Below are 18,004 nucleotides of genomic sequence, written 5' to 3'. Positions count from 1 at the left end.
CTTCCGAAAAGAGGACGCTAGAATTAAGCTCAAAAGGGTTTATCCTACACCCCAAAACTAATGACATGGAACACTAGTGGTTCGTGTCATTAGTTTTGATGTGTTGACGCAGATTTTTGATCCCCCCTAACCCCCCTTAATAAGGGGGGAACAAGAGAGCTATTCTTAGCCCCCCCTTATTAAGGGGGGTTGGGGGGATTTAACTCTACACCCCAAAACTAATGACATGGACTACTAGGTTTTCATGCGTAAGTCTTGTATTTAGCAGTGTGAACCGTGGTTCACAAATTCTCCGTAAATGTAAGTATGTTCAAATAAACATACGAAATGATATATTGACATTCAAAGATATAGATGTATTAAAAGTAATGAAAGTTACTATATATGATTACTTAAATATGAAAGCTGTTTTGTCAAAAAAAATACGTCAAATCATTAAAACCTTAAATAAAGTGCGTTTGTGGCAAAGTCTACTGGCTGGGCTGCTAGTACTATTATTGTTATACCCTCATCCCGGCGCCACTCAAGAAAACCCATCTAAAAAAACGCTCCAAGTTGCAACGAAGGTAATTCCTCCGTTTGTGTTTCAAGATAAAGATAAACTTTCGGGGTTTAGTATTGACTTATGGCGCAGTATTGCTAACGAAATGGGCGCCGACTTTAAGTTTACCGTGTATCCAACAGTACCAGATGTTCTTAATCAAGTTGAACAAAATAAAGTAGATTTAGGCATTGCAGCAATTTCCATCACTGCGGAACGGCAAAAGAAATTTGATTTCTCTTTACCAATGTTTGCAGGGGGGTTGCAAATAATGGTGAGAAGTTCTGAAAGCAAAAATAATATCTTCCCTAACCTGCTACAGATGTTTTTCTCTCCAACGCTTCTACAGCTTGTTGCCATTGCACTAGTTTTAATTGTAATTGCTGCCCACATAATTTGGTTATTTGAACGTCATCACCAAGAAGCAATGATTTCCAAATCTTATTTCCCTGGTATTTTTAAAGCATCTTGGTGGGCAGCTGCAACTTTAGCGACACAAGCTGATGAAATGCCCAAAGGTCCACTCGGTCGGATGATAGCAATAATTTGGATGTTTATTGGCGTGATTTTTGTCGCTTATTTTACAGCAACCGTTACTACTGCTATGACAGTACAACAACTTCAAGGTGATATTCGTGGTATCGAAGATTTACCCGGTCGAGTTGTGGTTACTACTGCTGGTAGTACTGCATCTGAATTTCTACGTCAGCAAAAAATTAAAGCTGTTGAAGTCGGTGGTATTGAAAACGCTTATGATACTTTACTCAGGAATCAAGCTGATGCTTTAGTTTTTGACTCTCCTGTACTTCTTTACTATACAGCTAACGAAGGTAAAAATAAGGTTGAAATTGTCGGCTCAATATTCCAAGAAGAAAATTACGGTATTGTTTTACCAAATAATAGCCCTTACCGTAGGCAAATTAACAGTGCGCTATTGACTCTTAAAGAGAATGGAATTTACAAGACTTTGTATGAAAAATGGTTTGATGTCAAGAAATCTTAATAATTACCACACAGTCACAGAGGAGTTTATGAAAATGTGAACCGTGGTTCACATTTAGAGACTTTAGGCGCCTTCTTGCAACGGATGCAACAGATGTAACGGATAGTTTATCTTGTAAAAACAATACCTAGTCGATAACAAATAACTCATCCGTTATGTGATCCGTTGTCAACGTCAAACCGATATAAGTAAATTCTTTACCATGATTGCGGTAATAGGTGAATATGCTCATCAAAGTGGTTATTTTGGCGCCATTGGATTTGATGTTCTTGAAAATAAAGATGGAGAGCTATTTGTAATAGACACTAATCTTCGAGTTAATGGTTCCACTCCCCTATGTTTACAGCGTCATGCTTTACTCAAACTTGGAAAAGAAGTTGCTAAATATTCAAGTGATTACCGCATAGCAAGAACTTTAGAATCGACTTTTAAAACCTTGAAAACAGAACTTGAAAGCAGCGACTTTATAATTCTATCAGCGCAAGAAATTAATAAGGGAAGTGACTATACAGATATCTATGGAATCATTGCAGCAGATAGTATTCAAGAAATACAATCTATCGAGCAGAAATTACAGCATAAGGGTTTATTGATTGTTTAGGTTGTTGAAAGGTTGACAGTCTTTTTTTGTGTTAAGCACATGGCAATGCCTTTTTCGTAATAAGCTGCTTCGTTAATGAAAATCGGATAAATAGTAGACGTTCCTTCGTATAAAATTTCTCGACCATCAAATGTTAAAAATATTGGGTCTCCTGAATTTAGAGGTTGATAATCTTTAAACTGACGTTGGGGGTGAATCATTGCTTCAATTTCACCCCGTGCGTTTCTCGGATAATCGATAGCGCCTGTATAATTATAAATAGTTAGCGTACCTGGTATTTGAGGAGATTTACCTTGGTTGTATGCTTCAAAATAATCTAAAGCTGCAAGTATTAGTTTTTCTGTTTTCTGAAATAGTTCAGCGTTTAACACTCCTTGAGCAACGGCGCCAACTTCAATAGCAAAACCTAAATCACTGAGTGAATCAAGATATACCGCGTTTTGGGATTTAGGAGAACAACAAACTTTTACATCATCACTAAGCAAACTTAAATAAGCAGATAACCCAAGTAAAAAAGGATGCTCACTACTTAATAATATGCTTAATCCCATATTCGATGTTGTAGTGTGTAAATCAATAATTACATCATAAGGCTTACCTTGCGGAGATAATAAAATTTTTTGAATTTCTTTCGCGCGCGTATCCTCATAGCTAGAAAGTGTAGAATTTTGTAAATCAGCACGACTAAAACAGCGATTTAAATCTTTGTCAATATACCGTCTACATTCTTGAATAGCTTTAGGATTACCAAATACAACCTGAGACAAAAAGCTAGGTCGAGTTATTAAATCTTGATTATTGGTAAATTTCTTGGCTACGTAGACTCCCGTCAACTCGTTTCCGTGAGTACCACCCACTATTGCCACAGTACTAATTTTATCCATAAGGTAAATATAAGTAAAATTATATACAAGTATTTGAAGAATTGTTTAAGGGCGAGTAGAATTTACGGCGTATGTATATATAGATGATAAATAGGATTGATGTTGAAATTAATTTTATCGCGCGCAGGGTTAATAACTGTTTGCTGTTTGACAGTTGCCTGTACGCAAGCTCCAGATAATCAAGCGTCGAATGCAACGAGTACTCCATCAGTAGAAGCGACTGCTACAAACGTAACTGCCACTCCCACACCTGCTGTTACTGCCACAACTACACCTACTTCCACCCCAGAGACTAAAAAAGGCACCGAGAAAGTAATTACCACTCCTTCAGGGTTGAAGTATGTAGACCTGAAACCAGGTACTGGTGCCACACCAAAAACAGGACAAACTATCAGCGTTCACTATACTGGCACTTTAGAAAATGGTACCAAGTTCGATAGTTCACGCGATAGAGGCGAGCCGATTGAGTTTACGCTTGGTGTTGGACAAGTAATTAAAGGTTGGGACGAAGGTTTAAGTACGATGAAAGTTGGCGGGCGCCGTAAATTAATTATCCCACCGAATTTGGGTTACGGCGCCGAGGGTGCTGGTGGTGTTATTCCTCCAAATGCCACTTTGCTTTTTGATGTTGAGTTATTAGGAGTCAAATAGTTCGTTACATATGTAGAGACGTTACATGTAACGTCTCCACAGGGTTTTGGGTTTTATGTATGTACTTGCGGAACCTAAAATTAGGTGTAACTATTTAAATAGTTATACTTATATAATCTATCAGATTATTTTATTGAGGAAGTACAGATGTCGGCGCCCTTCTGTTATTATCATTTCTACCTGAGCGACTAGTAATGAAGTAAGAAATAAGACCTAACGTCAGTGCTAATGCCAATGCAATCCCGACAATTTTTAAAGTGTTGCTATTTTGAGGTGTTAGTTTATTTTTTCTTGGCTGATAAATTGTATCGTCAGGCGCTTGTTGTGGTATTTGATTGTTAGCAGGCTTTGGTTGATATATTGTATTATCAGGTGTTTGATTAGAATTTTGATTATTACCAGCACGAGAGTGTTGCACTACTGTATTATCTACAGGCTGTTGGTTGCCTGAATTTTTTGCTGGTTTAGGTTGAAATAATGTTTTATCTGGTACTTTTGGTTTGTTCTCACTGTGAGTGACGCGCGGTTGCATAATAGTACCTTCTAACGCGCCTTCTGGAATAACTTTTGGTGCCTCTTGTGAAAGATTTTTATGTCGATTTTGCATTATTGTACCTTCAGGCGCCGTAGTTATAGGAGGATTTGACGCTGATGGTGATTGAGACGGTTGAAATAGTTGAGTTACAGGCGGGTTTTGCGGTGGTTGTAAAGGTTTATTGATGGTTTCTTGATTGGAACGAAGTTGAGGTTGGTTTTGTGGTGGTTGTAGAGGTTTATTAATGGTTTCGTGATTAGAACCTTGTTGAGGTTTGTTTTGGGGTAGTTGTACAGGTTTATCTATTGTATCATTGTTAGATGCTTGAACTGATCTAGGAACGGTTTCATTATGAGAACCTCCTGAAGACTGTTGAAGTGGTCTAGGAACGGTTTCGTCATCAGAACCCGATGAAGATTTTTGTGGTCTTGCTTGAACAATTGTTGTGGACTTTAAAGTATTGGCATTAGTCGCGGGTTTAATTGCAACTTCCAACGCTTGAGAAAGTTCACTGACTGAAGCAAAACGGTTGCTTGGTCTCTTTTGAAGACATTTTAGAACCACTGCTTCCAACTCTAAAGGTAATTGCTCACACCCAGGTTGCGCGCGTAACGGTCGAGGTGGTTCATAGCTATGAGCAAGTAACCATGAGGGTTCACTGATATTATTACCTTTAATGCTCAAACCAAACGGGTCTGCCGCACTAAGCATTTCATAAAGGATAATTCCCAAACTATAGATATCGGCAGTTACGTCAATATTCTTGTCGTTTTGAATTTGTTCGGGTGATGAATAGCGAAACGTACCAATAAATGCTTTAGTGAGATTCGTATGCTCAGAAGAATCACTATAAATTTTGGCAATTCCAAAATCTAAAATCTTCACCCACTCACCAAAGTCTTTAGGAACCAAAAAAATATTATCTGGTTTCAAGTCGCGATGGATAACTTTAATGCGTTCTGTGTTCTTGCCATCACGCTGCATCACTACACCTCGGTGTGCCAGTTCCAAACCTCTACACACCTGTGTCATAATTTTGACCGTGCGTTCAGGTGATAATTGCCTTTCGCGCATCAATAATTGTCGCAGCGTTTGCCCACGTAGATACTCCATCACATAAAATGGATAACCTTCAGTAGTAACTCCACAATCACTGATTTCAATAATATGGTCACTTTGTAAAGCAGCACAAATTGCAATTTCCCGCTCAAAGCGTTGTCTCATCTCACCAGACGCGACCAATTTATCTTTGAGCAGTTTCAGCGATACATCTTTACCAACGCGCGTATCTGTGGCAAGGAAAACATCACCCATACCACCTCCACCCAAGCGTTTATCTAAACGGTAACGCTGGTTATCACCAATCAAGCTACCTATCCAAGAATTATTAGATGGTGGGGAGTTCATTTGGGTAAACCCATCCTATTTTTTAATAAAGTTTTCTCTTGAAAGTTTAATGTACTAGATAATTCCACAATTAATTAATAATTATACTAATAAAATAATTATAAATTATCCTAATATATTAAATGTATAGTTAACATTATACTTTTGTCTAAATCACAAGACACCTAGGTTGGGTGGAGCGCTACGCAGAACCCAACATACACAATTAATCTCAAGTATCATAATTTATGAGATTGCCATGAGGAATTAGGATGAGTAACGCGCTCTCTATAGCCATCGTCACAGCAGTAATAAAAAACTTGTTAGAAAATGGTTTAGTCAGTGATGCCATAGCAGCTAGTGTAGGTGATGTACTTGTAACAGCGTTACCACCAGACAAAATTCAAGTTGGCAGCGATGAACGCGCGCAAATAAACCTTTTTTTATATCACGTGACGCAAAATCGTAATGTAGACTGGATATCTCAGGAATACCGCAATCGTCATGGTAGTATTACACCTAGTAACACGCGCGCGACAAATCCACCCCTAGCTCTTGACCTACATTACGTACTAACAGCTTACGGCGCCAAAGACTTCCAAGCAGAAATTTTACTAGGTTACGCGATGCAGATGTTGCATAAGTTACCTATAATTACATCTGATACTATTGAAAATGCTTTAAAGAATGCAGCCGATACAAGTACGTCAAGCGTATTTTCACAGGCTATAACAGGTTTATCTGTATCTAATTTAGCAGCACAAATGGGGCAAATAAAAGTCAGTCCAGAATTTTTGAACATGGAAGACAGCTCTAAAATTTGGTCTGCCTTGCAAACGCATTATCGACCTTCGGCTACTTATCAAGCGTCAATGGTTCTGATAGATAGTGATAGTAATGATAAATCAGACTTTGTTGACTTAATTTTGTCAGAACCAACTATTGAACAAGTAGCGGCGCCAGGACAACTTGAAGAAATTACAGTAGGCAGTACACTACTAATTCGAGGTAAACGATTACGCGGTGATATTACCCAAGTTAGACTAAATAATATAGATAAATTATTTACACCTTTCGACGTTCAAGACACGCAAGTAAGTATACAAGTACCTCCATATTTAAGCGCGGGTGTGCAGACTGTACAAATCATACACTCTTCGATGAAAAGTACAGAGCAACATAACCTCATCGAATCAAACATTATGCCATTTGTACTACATCCAAAAATCACCGTAGAGACGTTACATGTAACGTCTCTACAGGTTAATGATGGTGATTTACGTTCAATAGACATCAACGTTAAATTTAGTCCAAAAGTTGGTAAAGACCAAAGAATATCAGTACTACTAAATAAAATATCAAATCATGAACCTTTCTCGTACTCTTGCTTGGCGCCCTCACAAACAAAAGACACCGACATTATCACAATACCTCTTAAAAAGATTAAACCAGGAGAGTACTTAGTACGGGTAAAGGTAGATGGAGCAGAGAGTGCATTATATAAAAATCAAAGTGGGGAATATGACTCACCGCGAATAACGATTAAATAAGTAATGGCGGGCAGGATGCCCGCTCCACAAGAGGTAAACTCAAACTACATCATTTGTTCTTGTCCACCACCACCGCCTAACATACTGCTAGCCATTCCTCCAAGAGGACCAAGCATTCCGCCAAGCGCTCCACCGATACCTGACATCATACCTCCACCGCCTTGTTGGCCACCGCCACCGCCCATCATTCCTCCCAATGCTCCTAACCCACCCATTAACATAGGTAAGAAACACTGAACAGGTTCGGTGCTATTTTGAATTGGCGGAATAGTCTTGAAGCTACTAGTTGCCCCAGGAACTTGTACCTGCTGACCCTTCGCAGCTTTTGCTCCAAGTTGGTCAGCTTCTGTTTCTAAGCTGGGGTCAGCATTGATAGGGGCGCCTTTACTTTGGTGTGGTACAGATACTCTTCCGGCTCTTTGTTGCACTACGTGAGTTAGTTCATGTCCTAATAATGCTTGTCCCGAAGAACTTTGCGGGTTATATTGTCCTGGGGCAAAGTGAACATTATTGCCTTGGGTATAAGCTAAGGCGCCCATTGATTTAGCTTTAGGGCTGTCTGTATGGATACTGACATCACCAAAACTTGTTCCAAAAGAGTTTTCCATTTTTGACTTAACTGGTGCAGGCATGGAACCGCGAGAACCAGAGGATGAATTCTTACTAGTCTCGCTTTGTTTTGAAGATTGAGCAGATTCTGACTTCATTTGGGTGATACTGTGACCAAAGCGCTTTGCCTGCTTCAATTGAGTATTTAAGTCTGTTTGCTCATTATCTGACTTGTGTTGCACAGCAAACCCACGACCTTCAAATTGATTATCTGGGGTTGCAGTGTCTTTTGAGGTAGACTTTTTCTGAAGAAGCTGTTGAGTACTCATTGTTTGTTCCGGGTATAATATTGAACAAATAAATCTTATTTGATTGTAGGACTTCAGTGCTAACTACAAAGCATCCAAAACTACTTATAATTGCAATACACAAAATTATAGCTCAATGTATTTATTGAAAATCCTGCAGAAAATTAGACTAAAGTCTAATCTTTTATATTGACTTACTTACTAATGGTTTTAATCTAGAAATAGACTATTAATCATTATAGCTAAGTAAGAGTATTTGTATGTATAGCCAAGTGTACCAGCGCAAGGAAAGAAGTAAGAAAAGGACACCCCATTCCTTAACTAATCTCGACTCAGGAATGCTCCAAGGGCGCCCATTTATTATGCAATTAAGAACACTATCACAGCAACCAGACTTAAAAACATCTCTAAGTCAGGCAGAACGTTACGGTCATCATCTTGATGCAATTCAATGCGCGGGTCTTTCTACTACGGCACCAATACAAATGCTCTCGACTTTGGAAGAGGAGGAAAAAAAGCTAACATCAAGTATGGATTTAGAAATAAATAAGGATGTTAAAAACTCCTCTCCAAACCTCTCCCCTTATAGGAAAGCTGTTTTAAATGTTGCTAGTTCGTCGTCGAAAACCTTTAATAAAGAACATCGAAAAGAAAAAAATATTAAGACGGAATCAAAAAAAGACTTTAATGAAAAAAATCAAAGCGCAAAGGAAACTTCCGAATCAAAAGAGAAAGATAAAAAGCAAAATCAGCATCAGCATTTAACATCACCCACAAATAAAAATTCTGAGCATAAAGCAACAGAAGACTCCTCACATCCTCACGATCCAGAGGTAAAAAGATTGTTAAATAAACAGACTCAAGATAATTTAGCACAGTCTAATGGCGGTGCCCAAAAGAACAATCAACAGAAAAATGAAGAGAGGTTTGTTGCTCCTCCCTCTACTTACGATGAAAAGAAAAGCGCTCCAAGTCCTAAAGTGGGAACGCACAGTCAATATCTAGCTAAAAGAGAAGCAATGGATATGTTGGGTAATAACAAAAGATTTACTGCTACCCAGCGCGCGGTTAAGAATCCTGTAATCAATACTCATAAATCTGATACTCATAAATCTCGAAATAGCAAAGCTGAAGATAGTAAGCGTCAGGTAAAATTAAAAAATGCCGCAGAACTAGTTCGTGACCAAGTAATTAACGAAGATAGACAAGTGAAGGAACATCTTCGAGGAACGCTAAATTTAGACCCGGTAATTGTTGCTAAACAAGGTGGTGAAGAGTTGATTTTGCAAGAGATGTAGTAGAATTACTACAAGCAGTAGGGGGACTGCACCAAGCCGAAGGGCTGCCGGATTTTTACTTGTCTTGACCCAACCCCAACAGCAAAAAAACTCTTGCAAAAACCAGTGGCTAGTGCCTAGTAAAAGTTTAAGCGACTATATAAAAAAACTAGCAAAAAATCATATCAGATAAGCTTTGCCAATATTTACCTATATTGAGGCCATTGCCCGGTTTCTACCGCCGGTCGCGCAAGTCGCATTTCTGCCCGGTCATATGGACCAACACGAACAGTTCTGTTAGTAGCTCCTTGGGCATATTCTACTGTATGCATATTATTTACCATTGTATTGTAGGAATTGTTTGCAGCTAATCCTTGTGGAGTTTTAGCGTTTCTTCGGAAGTTTGGATCGAAAGCATACCCTAGTTGATTTATTTGGACTGCACTGCTGACATCTCCTGATTCAAGCAGTTGTCTTTGAGTGTCTCGATATGATCGTGAGTTAAAACCTGATGCATCAGGATTTTTGTTTGTTCCAGTTCCCGCATGACCCTCGTGCGCTTTACGCACCTCTTGATAAGCTGGTGCCTTGTTATCCATCTGGGTGGAACGACCTGGAGCTCCCCGCCTTAAGCCTGATGTTCGGTTCAACGGCTCAAAACCTATTGGGTGTTCCGATTGATGTGTCTGACCTGATATGGGGATTCCGTACTGATCACTAAGCCGTTGCTGCTCCTTTTTTTTGTAGCCGTGTTGACCTGGTGAATATTTGGCTCTTGCCATTTGAATGGCTTCTGCATTACCACTTTCTCCAGGTTTTTTTGCCTGTACTGCTGTAGTATTAGAATCACGACCAGTCTGCATGTTGTGGAGATGGTAACCATAATTTTTAGTCTGCATCAAAGATGTCTTTAAATCTGGTTGCTGTACATTATCTTTTTTTGATTGCACAACAAACGGACGCGATTGAAACATTCCCTGAGTTGAAGCCGTTGATAATGAAGACGTTGCCCTAGTAGTCATATTATTAGGAGCGTGTGATCGGCTGTTCATAGCGATATCCTAAGTTGATTTAAAAATTTTCTCTAAATTTATACTATTATATTTACTAACAGATGTGCTGCGGGTACTGTAATTTTAGGGTTTGATGTATCCACATGTTAATATTTCTTGAAAATCATCTCAATAAATTAGACTTTAGTATAGTTTTTTATGTTGACTTATTTAATAACAGTTTTAATTTTAGAATATATAAATGTAGGTTTGGGAACCACTGCATTGCACGGGTGCCCTGGATTATAGCAAGTGGCATTGCTGTGTAACCTAAGAACAGAGGATGTGTAGCTTGGAAATCCAAACTTAAAGATTAACTCACAAAGATATTTTCCTATCCAAGCATAAGGTTATCACGATGGTATACAGAGCAAACACCCAAATAAATAATACTAGGAACAAAACATCGGTACCAAGTACTTCTTCAGAAGGGATGTTCCAATCACAACCAAAGGTTGTGCAACCAAAAGTAGCAGAAAAAGGGCAGCAAAAAGACCTAAAAACATCTTTGATGCAGGCAGAGCGTTATGGTCACCAACCCAGCCAGGTGAATTTTAGCAATCAATCAGCCTCGACAGGTCAACCCGTGCAGTGCGCGAAAGGCTTCTTTGGATCCTTCTCTAGCTTATTTGGAAAGAAAAAAAGACCTCCAAAACCCCAGAATGCTGGAATGACTAATCAAAAGCATTCCTCGTACCAAGCAGGAAAAGATAATCTGACAGCACACCACAAATATCCTTATAGCCAAATTCAGCAAGATTTTCAAAAAAACAACATTTTGAACAACCCAAACTCACAGGGCGCAAAAAATTATCAAAATTGGGCAGACCCTAAATCTTCAAAACAGAAAGTGAATGAAAGTGATGTTGCCTGGGCGCCACATAATATTTTCATGGGTCCCAAGGGTGAACATCGAATCGACGACCCAGGAAAATTTCCTCACGCACCTCAAGTAGATACCCACTTTACGCCAAAGGGAAGTGTAACCCCAAATAGTAAGGTTGCACTCCACGCTTACAAAAATGGATTAGCTCATTTCAATCCAGCAGACTTAACCAACAAGCTACAAAGTTTAGTTAATACAAATAAAGCTTCTCAGTTTAATCCCGCTGAGTGGACAAAAGTTGGTGCCAACAAAAAGAACGAATCCTTATATAAACAAACGGGAATGCCAGCAGATTGGCATAAGTGGAGCATTGATGATCGCATCAAGTATGCCAAATAAAAACTAAAAAATGTCGAAAGAAAGCAAATTTATTACAAGGCTTGTAGAAATTGTAGCTAGTTAGCTAAACGCTTAAGTTAGAAATCTTAACCAAAGGAAGTAAATATTATGGTATATGACTTAAATAGCTTTGTTTTACAGAAGGATACTCTACTTTCAGAATCAAAGTCTTGGCAATATCAAAAAGATTTTTTTAACGACCAAGGTATTAATGCATGGGCTGGAAAAGTTCCTTTCTATATTACTAGTAATCCTTATATCGCCAATTCTTATGCCAATATTATAATTCGATTTTTTCAGGATTGTATTCACAAAGATATCTATAATCCTTCAGAACCATTTTATATTATAGAGTTAGGGGCAGGGTCAGGTACGTTTAGTTTTTATGTTATCAAGCGTTTGTTGGAGCTTCAAAAGGCGTTATATTTAACAGATATAAAGTTCGTTTATGTAATGACCGATTTCACTGACAATAATATACAATATTGGCAAGATCATCGGGCATTTCACAGTTATATAGAGAAAGGACTTTTAGATTTTGCGCGTTTCGATGTTGAAACAGATACAGAAATTAACTTGATACGTAGCAACAAGGTTTTAAGTGCTGATACAAGGCGCCCCATGAACAGTTACGTTAAGAATCCGTTGATAGTATTAGCAAATTATATCTTTGATACAGTATCACAAGACATTTTTCGTGTTTCTCAAGGTAAATTTCAAGCAGCTTTAGCAACTCTATCAACCCAAAAGGATAATGTTCAAGACAATAAACCAATTGAACTCGAACAATTAAAAGTAGAATTCTCTTACGTAGATAGCAACATTCCTTTCTACCAAGACCAACATCTTGATGCTGTACTCTCGCATTACCAAAACCAAATTGATGATGGCTATTTTTTATTTCCAGTTGGAAGTTTGCGGTGTATTCGCCGTTTAATGGATATTTCTAATCATAAATTATGTTTAATTACTTCTGACAAAGGGTATTCAAGGTATGGCGATTTACACCAGCAAGAAGAACCCTGTTGTACCTTTCATGGCTCATTTTCAATGATGGTTGATTTCCGTGCCATTGCTCAGTACTTCAAGCAATGTGGAGGTGACTATTATCATCAGTTTACCGAACAAAGTCTAAATACATCTGTATTTTTACAGGGATTTGATTTACAAACCATGCCTGAAACTCGGCAGGCAGTTGAAACATTTTTAGATGCTTTTGGTCATGCAACAGTATTTAGATTATACGAACACATAAATCTCACTAAATCCTTTTCCACACTTGAAACATTATTAACATTTTTAAGTACAACTCAGTGGGATCCACACGTATTTAATTCATCCTTTGACTTGATAATAAATCAAATTAGGTCGGAATATACTTCGCACGCGGTTGTAAAAGATTTAGCATTTATTATGGAAAAGATAGCAGTTAACTTTTATTATATCCCCTATTCAATCGATACGTTATTCAATATCGCTTTATTCTTCCAAGAAATTGGCGAATACGAGAAGGCACTACACTATTACTATCAATCTATTAATTATTATGGCAAAAACGATGTAACCTTATACAACATGGGGCTTTGTCATTATTTTTTAAACAAACCCGAACGCGCGCTAGAAATGTTTGGGGTAGCAGTCAAACTTAATCCAAATTACATAATGGCAAGAGGATGGATATCTCAAATTGAATCAGAAATGTGTGAACAATGATTTATTACTTTGTAGGGTAGGCAATTTCTTCAATATCTTCTTCTAAATCTTCTCAAGAAATATCTGGATTAATAGCCTGAACTAATTCATCAGTTAAGGGTTGGTGTTCAAACACTGCTAAAATCTCTGTTTCTGGTTGACAGACTCTAATGTGAACCAAAATTTTAATAACCCAAAATTACAGAAACAATTAAACTCACTACAAAAACAAGGCGCAATCTTGAAAGATTTAGCAAATCCTGAATTTATGCATTAGAAAAGTTTACTAAGATGAAGGAAAGGTCGATGCGTTCGTAGGGCTAACATGTCCCGCGTTTCCTCTACCGTTAAGCATCAAATTGTTCATTAAACCAGAGGAAGTAGGCGATAACGCTGATTGTGGGAAAAATCCTCCTTTACGATCGTTTATATGTGATGACGCTATGCGTGTTCCTCCCGGACTAAGCATTGGTTTTGAAATATTATTAACACCAAAATCGAATGTTTGCTTTGTCCTTGGCGTTAAGCTATATGTTCCTCCTGGGCTTTTACTAGCATTCGGATCAAAATGATGTCCAATAGTTGAATTAACCTTAGAACCCCCAATTGTCACGTTCATAGGCGCCGCATTTAAATGTGTCGCCATTTTTTTCTCGTACATAGCTTTCTCCGCAGGCGTTTTGGCTGCAAGCATTTGTTGTCTATATCGCTGCATTCTAACAGCACCAAAGCCTGTTGGGTTTCCAACTGTATCCTTTGGATAAAGGGCATTTGTTGACTGTGTAAATTGCTGTTGTGTGATCTTACCTTGGCGCCGCTGTTCCAATAAGCGCTGCTGGTCTTGGTAGGATACTCTATGGTTTCTACTGTATTTAGGTGTAGTTTGATCAAGCCTTTGATTTGGACTTAGTGTGGTTTGTCCATTTGGTCTGTTGTTGAACTCATTAAGATAAGTTGGTTTATAGCTGTCTGGAAAATCTGGTCTATCAGACTTAGCTTTCTTAGACGGATTCCCCCCTGCTGGTGAGCTTGCTGGACGTTTCTTTCCAGCTAACTGGACTGGCTGGTTACTTAGCTTCGGTTGTACTGTTGAGACTGATTGATTGGTTAAATCTTTCTTTCCTAGGTGATGTCCATATTTTTTTGCTTGTATTAAAGATGTCCCCAAGTGAGGTTGTTCTGAATTGTGGTTTTTTAACTGCTTCTGAGACGGAGACAACTCAAACGCTCCCTTTACTGAAGTGTTTGAGACAGGTAATGTTTCATTGCTAGTTTTATTTTTATGAATACTAAGTTTGTCAGTCATAAATATCACCTTAACTTGAATGAACAATTATAGTTTATTTGACGTTTATCTCTAAATTAGACACAAATAATTTATGTGAAATCATCCATATAATTAAACCCATCCTTTAACTTCAGTATCCGTGAGCGTTCGCTCTAACTTGATATACTCGCTCTTCGCTGCCTGCAACATGTAATACATTGTTACTGCATCGTTTGCATCGGCTGCTAAAAACGCTGCATTCATCGCGATACTCCGAATATTACCTCCTGCAACATTGAGTTGTCCCAACTTTTGATAATCTAAACCTTCTGTTGGTGTAAGCTTTGGAAAAATCCGGCGCCAAATCTCTGCCCTTTGAGTAGAATCTGGGAAAGGAAACTGGGTAATAAAGCGGATACGACGAAGGAATGCTTGGTCTAATGAACTTTTCAAGTTAGTTGTTAATACAGAAAGTCCACGATAACTTTCCATACGTTGTAATAAATAGCTCACTTCAACGTTAGCATGACGGTCGTGAGAATCTTTTACTTCACTACGTTTACCAAATAAAGCATCAGCCTCATCAAATAGTAATACTACACCACCTAACTCTGCCGCATCAAATACCCTACCAAGATTTTTCTCTGTCTCCCCAATATACTTACTAACTACAGCACTTAAATCAATCCGGTATAAATCTAATCGTAACTCCCGCGCGAGTACTTCTGCTCCCATTGTTTTACCAGTACCACTGACACCAGCAAACAAAGCGCTTATTCCCAATCCTCGCTTGCTTTTGCCTCCAAAACCCCAGCGTTCGTACACCTTTGCTCGTTGCTTAACTTGTACAGCAACATCTCTAAGTACTTGTACCTGAGATTCTGGCAATACCAAATCTTCCCAATTCGCAGCACAATCAATTCGCTGTGCCAAATCATCTAATTTCGGACGAGCTTGCGCGCGGCAAGTATTCCAAAGAAGATGATTAAAATCTTCCTGTACTCCTAACTCCTGTACTCCTAACTCCTGCCCTCCTGACTCCTGTATCTGGCGCCATTGAACACTAGCTTGAGAACAAGCAGCTTGAATCACCGGAACACTGAGATTGAATTGAGACACCAAATTATCTACTTGAACATTAATAAATTCAGATGTACCATCCAATGCTTGTTCCCAAATAGTATATTGTTCTTTTGTTGTAGGACGTTCAATATCAAAAACCAATAACGGTCTTAATCGCGAGCGTTTACGTTCAGTAGTCGTAATAATTACCGGAGAACGCATCCACTCGCATAAATACGTAATCGTTCCTTCTCGAACTGTATCTGCACCCTCTAAATCATCACAGTCAATTAACAGCGCACAATTAGCAAGTGCGACTTCTCTCTCCCAAAGTAACTTAAATTGCTTAAGGTCACTAGGATTTGTTGGCAAAGCATGAGCTGCAATTGCATACAAGTCAAACCCTACATAGTGACAAGCCAAAGCTGCAATTGGACGTTTACTAGCTACTTCATTCCCACATAACTGTAATATTGGCAGCTTGAGAAAATCATGAATCTCTACCCACCAAGCAGCTACCATTTTTTCTGAGATTTGTGTGTGAGAGGGTACTAAATCTGAAGTCACTGTTACAGGTTCGACTATCCCTAACAAACGGTCATCTAGATGCTGTGTACCCATTAAATAATGCAGTATCCGCTCATCAATCCGCAACGGGCTACTCATCAACTCACTTCCAGAACCAACTTCGATTAACTTCCACCTGCGTAACGCACCTGCAGGAGAAAAGGCGCCCCAGTGCATACCTTGCAACACCGTCATCGCCAAACCAAAAGTGGGATAAGTACGCTGTGCATTACCGCAAGCAGCAGCACAAAGTATTGGAAAACTGGCATCAAGTTCTACACCAGCACATAACAACAGCAAATTCCGTTCAAAATCACTCAAACCAAAAGTCGCACAAAGTCTATCTAACGCAGACGGTTCGGAGGACGTTATTGAATGGTCTATTAAATTTCTTCCTACGGGACTTTCTCCATGTGTAATACTATCCCCCTCCAGCAAACTTGGGTCAGCGTGCTTTACCAAAGTCTCCCTAAGCTGGCTTAAGGCAAATGTCATATACGTATGATTATCAACGTTCTGATTGCTTGTAGTCGTTGCGCTCATCGTTAAATCTTCACAGTTTAAGTATTAAAAATTACTAATACGCGATTTGAAACCTTTGTATATTATTACATTTAAACCGTTTATACAGTCACGCACAGGCGAGACGGCGGGAGCTACATGAACTCCCAAAATTAATGACATAAAGTAGTATGCTCTAAGATAAGCATAAGAGAAAATACATTCTAGGCTTATTCGACTTTCGTCTATAATTACTGTCTATAATTACTGTCTATAATTACTGTCTATAGCATTCCTAAATGATTTGTAAAAATTATATCCCTGTAGAGACGCGATTAATCGCGTCTCTACAACGTGCGGATTTTATGAATGATTTAGGACTGCTATATCATTACTATTTAAGAAGTTTTAGTATTACAACAAACTGGTTAGTGACGGATTCTTATTTACAACAAATAACTGCAAATCTCGCTGCATCGATTCCTACAAATAATTTACAGGCTACATCAAAGGTATATTTTCTAATTTCTTGGTACCAAGTTAATGTACCTATTTTTTCCCCATTCCATTAAATTTGATGAATATCGCAGCATAGCCGCCGAGCCTCGTCTGTGCTATGGTCAGGCGAGATGCCGTGAGCCAACAAGTTATTTTATATACTATCAATTTTAATGACATGAAGCACTAACGCGCGTTTCATAAATTCTGACGGCTCGTCGTAAAAGCGAGTAGTAAGGACGGAGAGTCTTAACCTCTAGATAATTATAAAAGAAAATACATTCTTAACATTATCTACCAAAGTCTATAATTATTGTTTGAGCGGCGCCATTAAAAGTTGTAACCAATTCCTAACATTAGTCCGACATCAGTTTTATCGAGAAAACCGACATTTACTCCAGCAGTAGCGGTAAATTCAGGTGATAAGCGTACATCCACACCACCTGTAAGGAGAAATCCGACGGAACTACCTTCACTTGTAGAAATAGCTGCTCCCCCTCCAATATAAGGAACTGCAATTATTTGAGATTCTCCAAAATCTGTGAATGATTCCACTGGAAAGTCAATTGTTACAGGTAAAAGAAATACAGCTTTATCACTGACCACAGCAGCAGGACGAAAAGAGAAGTTATTTGTTAAACCAATTTTACTGAAGACAGTAAAGGCAGTTTCACCCAAAGCTGTATCTCCACTCAGTCCAAAATTACCACCGACCCCAATATAGTTACGAGTAGGTATTGTTTGATATTGTGTTGTATTTTGTGGGGTAACTGGAGTTGGTGTTGTATTTTGTGGGGTAACTGGCGTTGGTGTTGTATTTTGTGGGGTAACTGGCGTTGGTGTTGTATTTTGTGG

At 38.6% G+C, this 18,004-nt stretch carries 15 protein-coding genes; 8 read left to right on the top strand and 7 right to left on the bottom strand.

Annotation, left to right across the window (positions count from 1 at the left end):
- Positions 1-398 precede the first annotated feature (398 nt).
- On the top strand, positions 399-1,544 hold the full coding sequence (locus tag DSM106972_RS50025; RefSeq protein WP_127087695.1) for a transporter substrate-binding domain-containing protein: 1,146 nt from the start codon (positions 399-401) through the stop codon (positions 1,542-1,544).
- A gap of 202 nt (positions 1,545-1,746) precedes the next feature.
- Positions 1,747-2,145 carry a hypothetical protein gene (locus tag DSM106972_RS50020; protein ID WP_186538874.1) on the top strand — a complete coding sequence of 133 codons (399 nt, stop codon included), beginning with the start codon at positions 1,747-1,749 and terminating at the stop codon, positions 2,143-2,145.
- Here DSM106972_RS50020 and DSM106972_RS50015 read toward each other — a convergent pair.
- A complete protein-coding gene (locus DSM106972_RS50015) occupies positions 2,142-3,029 on the bottom strand; it encodes an aspartoacylase (RefSeq protein WP_127087694.1) in 888 nt (295 codons plus the stop codon). The genes DSM106972_RS50020 and DSM106972_RS50015 overlap by 4 nt on opposite strands.
- A gap of 99 nt (positions 3,030-3,128) precedes the next feature.
- On the opposite strand from DSM106972_RS50015, the gene DSM106972_RS50010 reads away from it, so the two are divergent.
- Positions 3,129-3,680: an FKBP-type peptidyl-prolyl cis-trans isomerase gene (locus DSM106972_RS50010; protein WP_127087693.1), complete on the top strand. Its 552-nt coding sequence runs from the start codon at positions 3,129-3,131 to the stop codon at positions 3,678-3,680.
- Between the two features lie 130 nt (positions 3,681-3,810).
- Here the strand turns inward: DSM106972_RS50010 and DSM106972_RS50005 are convergent, their stop codons facing one another.
- Positions 3,811-5,622 carry a serine/threonine protein kinase gene (locus tag DSM106972_RS50005; RefSeq protein ID WP_127087692.1) on the bottom strand — a complete coding sequence of 604 codons (1,812 nt, stop codon included), beginning with the start codon at positions 5,620-5,622 and terminating at the stop codon, positions 3,811-3,813.
- A 251-nt stretch (positions 5,623-5,873) separates the two neighbouring features.
- Here DSM106972_RS50005 and DSM106972_RS50000 point away from each other — a divergent pair, with 251 nt between their 5' ends.
- Positions 5,874-7,151, top strand: coding sequence for a Pvc16 family protein (locus tag DSM106972_RS50000; protein ID WP_127087691.1), 1,278 nt, complete (start codon positions 5,874-5,876; stop codon positions 7,149-7,151).
- A 44-nt stretch (positions 7,152-7,195) separates the two neighbouring features.
- On the opposite strand, the gene DSM106972_RS49995 is transcribed toward DSM106972_RS50000, so the two are convergent.
- A complete protein-coding gene (locus tag DSM106972_RS49995; protein ID WP_186538876.1) occupies positions 7,196-8,029 on the bottom strand; it encodes an eCIS core domain-containing protein in 834 nt (277 codons plus the stop codon).
- A 239-nt stretch (positions 8,030-8,268) separates the two neighbouring features.
- Here DSM106972_RS49995 and DSM106972_RS49990 point away from each other — a divergent pair, with 239 nt between their 5' ends.
- Positions 8,269-9,306 carry a hypothetical protein gene (locus tag DSM106972_RS49990; RefSeq protein WP_127087690.1) on the top strand — a complete coding sequence of 346 codons (1,038 nt, stop codon included), beginning with the start codon at positions 8,269-8,271 and terminating at the stop codon, positions 9,304-9,306.
- A 185-nt stretch (positions 9,307-9,491) separates the two neighbouring features.
- On the opposite strand, the gene DSM106972_RS49985 is transcribed toward DSM106972_RS49990, so the two are convergent.
- On the bottom strand, positions 9,492-10,337 hold the full coding sequence (locus DSM106972_RS49985) for a hypothetical protein (RefSeq protein WP_127087689.1): 846 nt from the start codon (positions 10,335-10,337) through the stop codon (positions 9,492-9,494).
- A 358-nt stretch (positions 10,338-10,695) separates the two neighbouring features.
- On the opposite strand from DSM106972_RS49985, the gene DSM106972_RS49980 reads away from it, so the two are divergent.
- Positions 10,696-11,562, top strand: a complete 867-nt coding sequence (locus tag DSM106972_RS49980; RefSeq protein WP_127087688.1) for a hypothetical protein — start codon at positions 10,696-10,698, stop codon at positions 11,560-11,562.
- Positions 11,563-11,670: 108 nt separating this feature from the next.
- On the top strand, positions 11,671-13,275 hold the full coding sequence (locus DSM106972_RS49975; RefSeq protein ID WP_127087687.1) for a tetratricopeptide repeat protein: 1,605 nt from the start codon (positions 11,671-11,673) through the stop codon (positions 13,273-13,275).
- A gap of 265 nt (positions 13,276-13,540) precedes the next feature.
- On the opposite strand, the gene DSM106972_RS49970 is transcribed toward DSM106972_RS49975, so the two are convergent.
- Positions 13,541-14,560, bottom strand: a complete 1,020-nt coding sequence (locus tag DSM106972_RS49970; RefSeq protein WP_127087686.1) for a hypothetical protein — start codon at positions 14,558-14,560, stop codon at positions 13,541-13,543.
- Between the two features lie 93 nt (positions 14,561-14,653).
- On the bottom strand, positions 14,654-16,693 hold the full coding sequence (locus tag DSM106972_RS49965; RefSeq protein ID WP_127087685.1) for an ATP-binding protein: 2,040 nt from the start codon (positions 16,691-16,693) through the stop codon (positions 14,654-14,656).
- Between the two features lie 257 nt (positions 16,694-16,950).
- On the opposite strand from DSM106972_RS49965, the gene DSM106972_RS49960 reads away from it, so the two are divergent.
- Entirely contained in the window at positions 16,951-17,223 is a 273-nt protein-coding gene (locus DSM106972_RS49960; RefSeq protein ID WP_127087684.1) for a hypothetical protein, read from the top strand.
- Between the two features lie 256 nt (positions 17,224-17,479).
- Here the strand turns inward: DSM106972_RS49960 and DSM106972_RS49955 are convergent.
- Positions 17,480-18,004, bottom strand: a 525-nt coding sequence (locus tag DSM106972_RS49955) for a hypothetical protein (protein ID WP_201800909.1), incomplete at its 5' end; no start/stop codon positions are given.

The sequence above is a fragment of the Dulcicalothrix desertica PCC 7102 genome (genome assembly GCF_003991905.1).
GTDB lineage: Bacteria > Cyanobacteriota > Cyanobacteriia > Cyanobacteriales > Nostocaceae > Dulcicalothrix > Dulcicalothrix desertica.
The sequence above is the reverse complement of the archived record's forward strand: the minus strand, read 5'-3'. Positions and strand labels throughout refer to the sequence as shown.

Excerpts from the sequence above, each read along its gene's own strand:
- DSM106972_RS50025 (WP_127087695.1), top strand. The coding sequence starts at position 399 with ATGAAAGCTGTTTTGTCAAAAAAAATACGTCAAATCATTAAAACCTTA.
- DSM106972_RS49980 (WP_127087688.1), top strand. The coding sequence starts at position 10,696 with ATGGTATACAGAGCAAACACCCAAATAAATAATACTAGGAACAAAACA.
- DSM106972_RS49995 (WP_186538876.1), bottom strand. The coding sequence starts at position 8,029 with ATGAGTACTCAACAGCTTCTTCAGAAAAAGTCTACCTCAAAAGACACT.
- DSM106972_RS49965 (WP_127087685.1), bottom strand. The coding sequence starts at position 16,693 with ATGAGCGCAACGACTACAAGCAATCAGAACGTTGATAATCATACGTAT.
- DSM106972_RS49985 (WP_127087689.1), bottom strand. The coding sequence starts at position 10,337 with ATGAACAGCCGATCACACGCTCCTAATAATATGACTACTAGGGCAACG.
- DSM106972_RS50000 (WP_127087691.1), top strand. The coding sequence starts at position 5,874 with ATGAGTAACGCGCTCTCTATAGCCATCGTCACAGCAGTAATAAAAAAC.
- DSM106972_RS50005 (WP_127087692.1), bottom strand. The coding sequence starts at position 5,622 with ATGAACTCCCCACCATCTAATAATTCTTGGATAGGTAGCTTGATTGGT.
- DSM106972_RS49990 (WP_127087690.1), top strand. The coding sequence starts at position 8,269 with ATGTATAGCCAAGTGTACCAGCGCAAGGAAAGAAGTAAGAAAAGGACA.
- DSM106972_RS49970 (WP_127087686.1), bottom strand. The coding sequence starts at position 14,560 with ATGACTGACAAACTTAGTATTCATAAAAATAAAACTAGCAATGAAACA.
- DSM106972_RS50020 (WP_186538874.1), top strand. The coding sequence starts at position 1,747 with ATGATTGCGGTAATAGGTGAATATGCTCATCAAAGTGGTTATTTTGGC.
- DSM106972_RS50015 (WP_127087694.1), bottom strand. The coding sequence starts at position 3,029 with ATGGATAAAATTAGTACTGTGGCAATAGTGGGTGGTACTCACGGAAAC.
- DSM106972_RS49960 (WP_127087684.1), top strand. The coding sequence starts at position 16,951 with ATGATTTGTAAAAATTATATCCCTGTAGAGACGCGATTAATCGCGTCT.
- DSM106972_RS49975 (WP_127087687.1), top strand. The coding sequence starts at position 11,671 with ATGGTATATGACTTAAATAGCTTTGTTTTACAGAAGGATACTCTACTT.
- DSM106972_RS50010 (WP_127087693.1), top strand. The coding sequence starts at position 3,129 with ATGTTGAAATTAATTTTATCGCGCGCAGGGTTAATAACTGTTTGCTGT.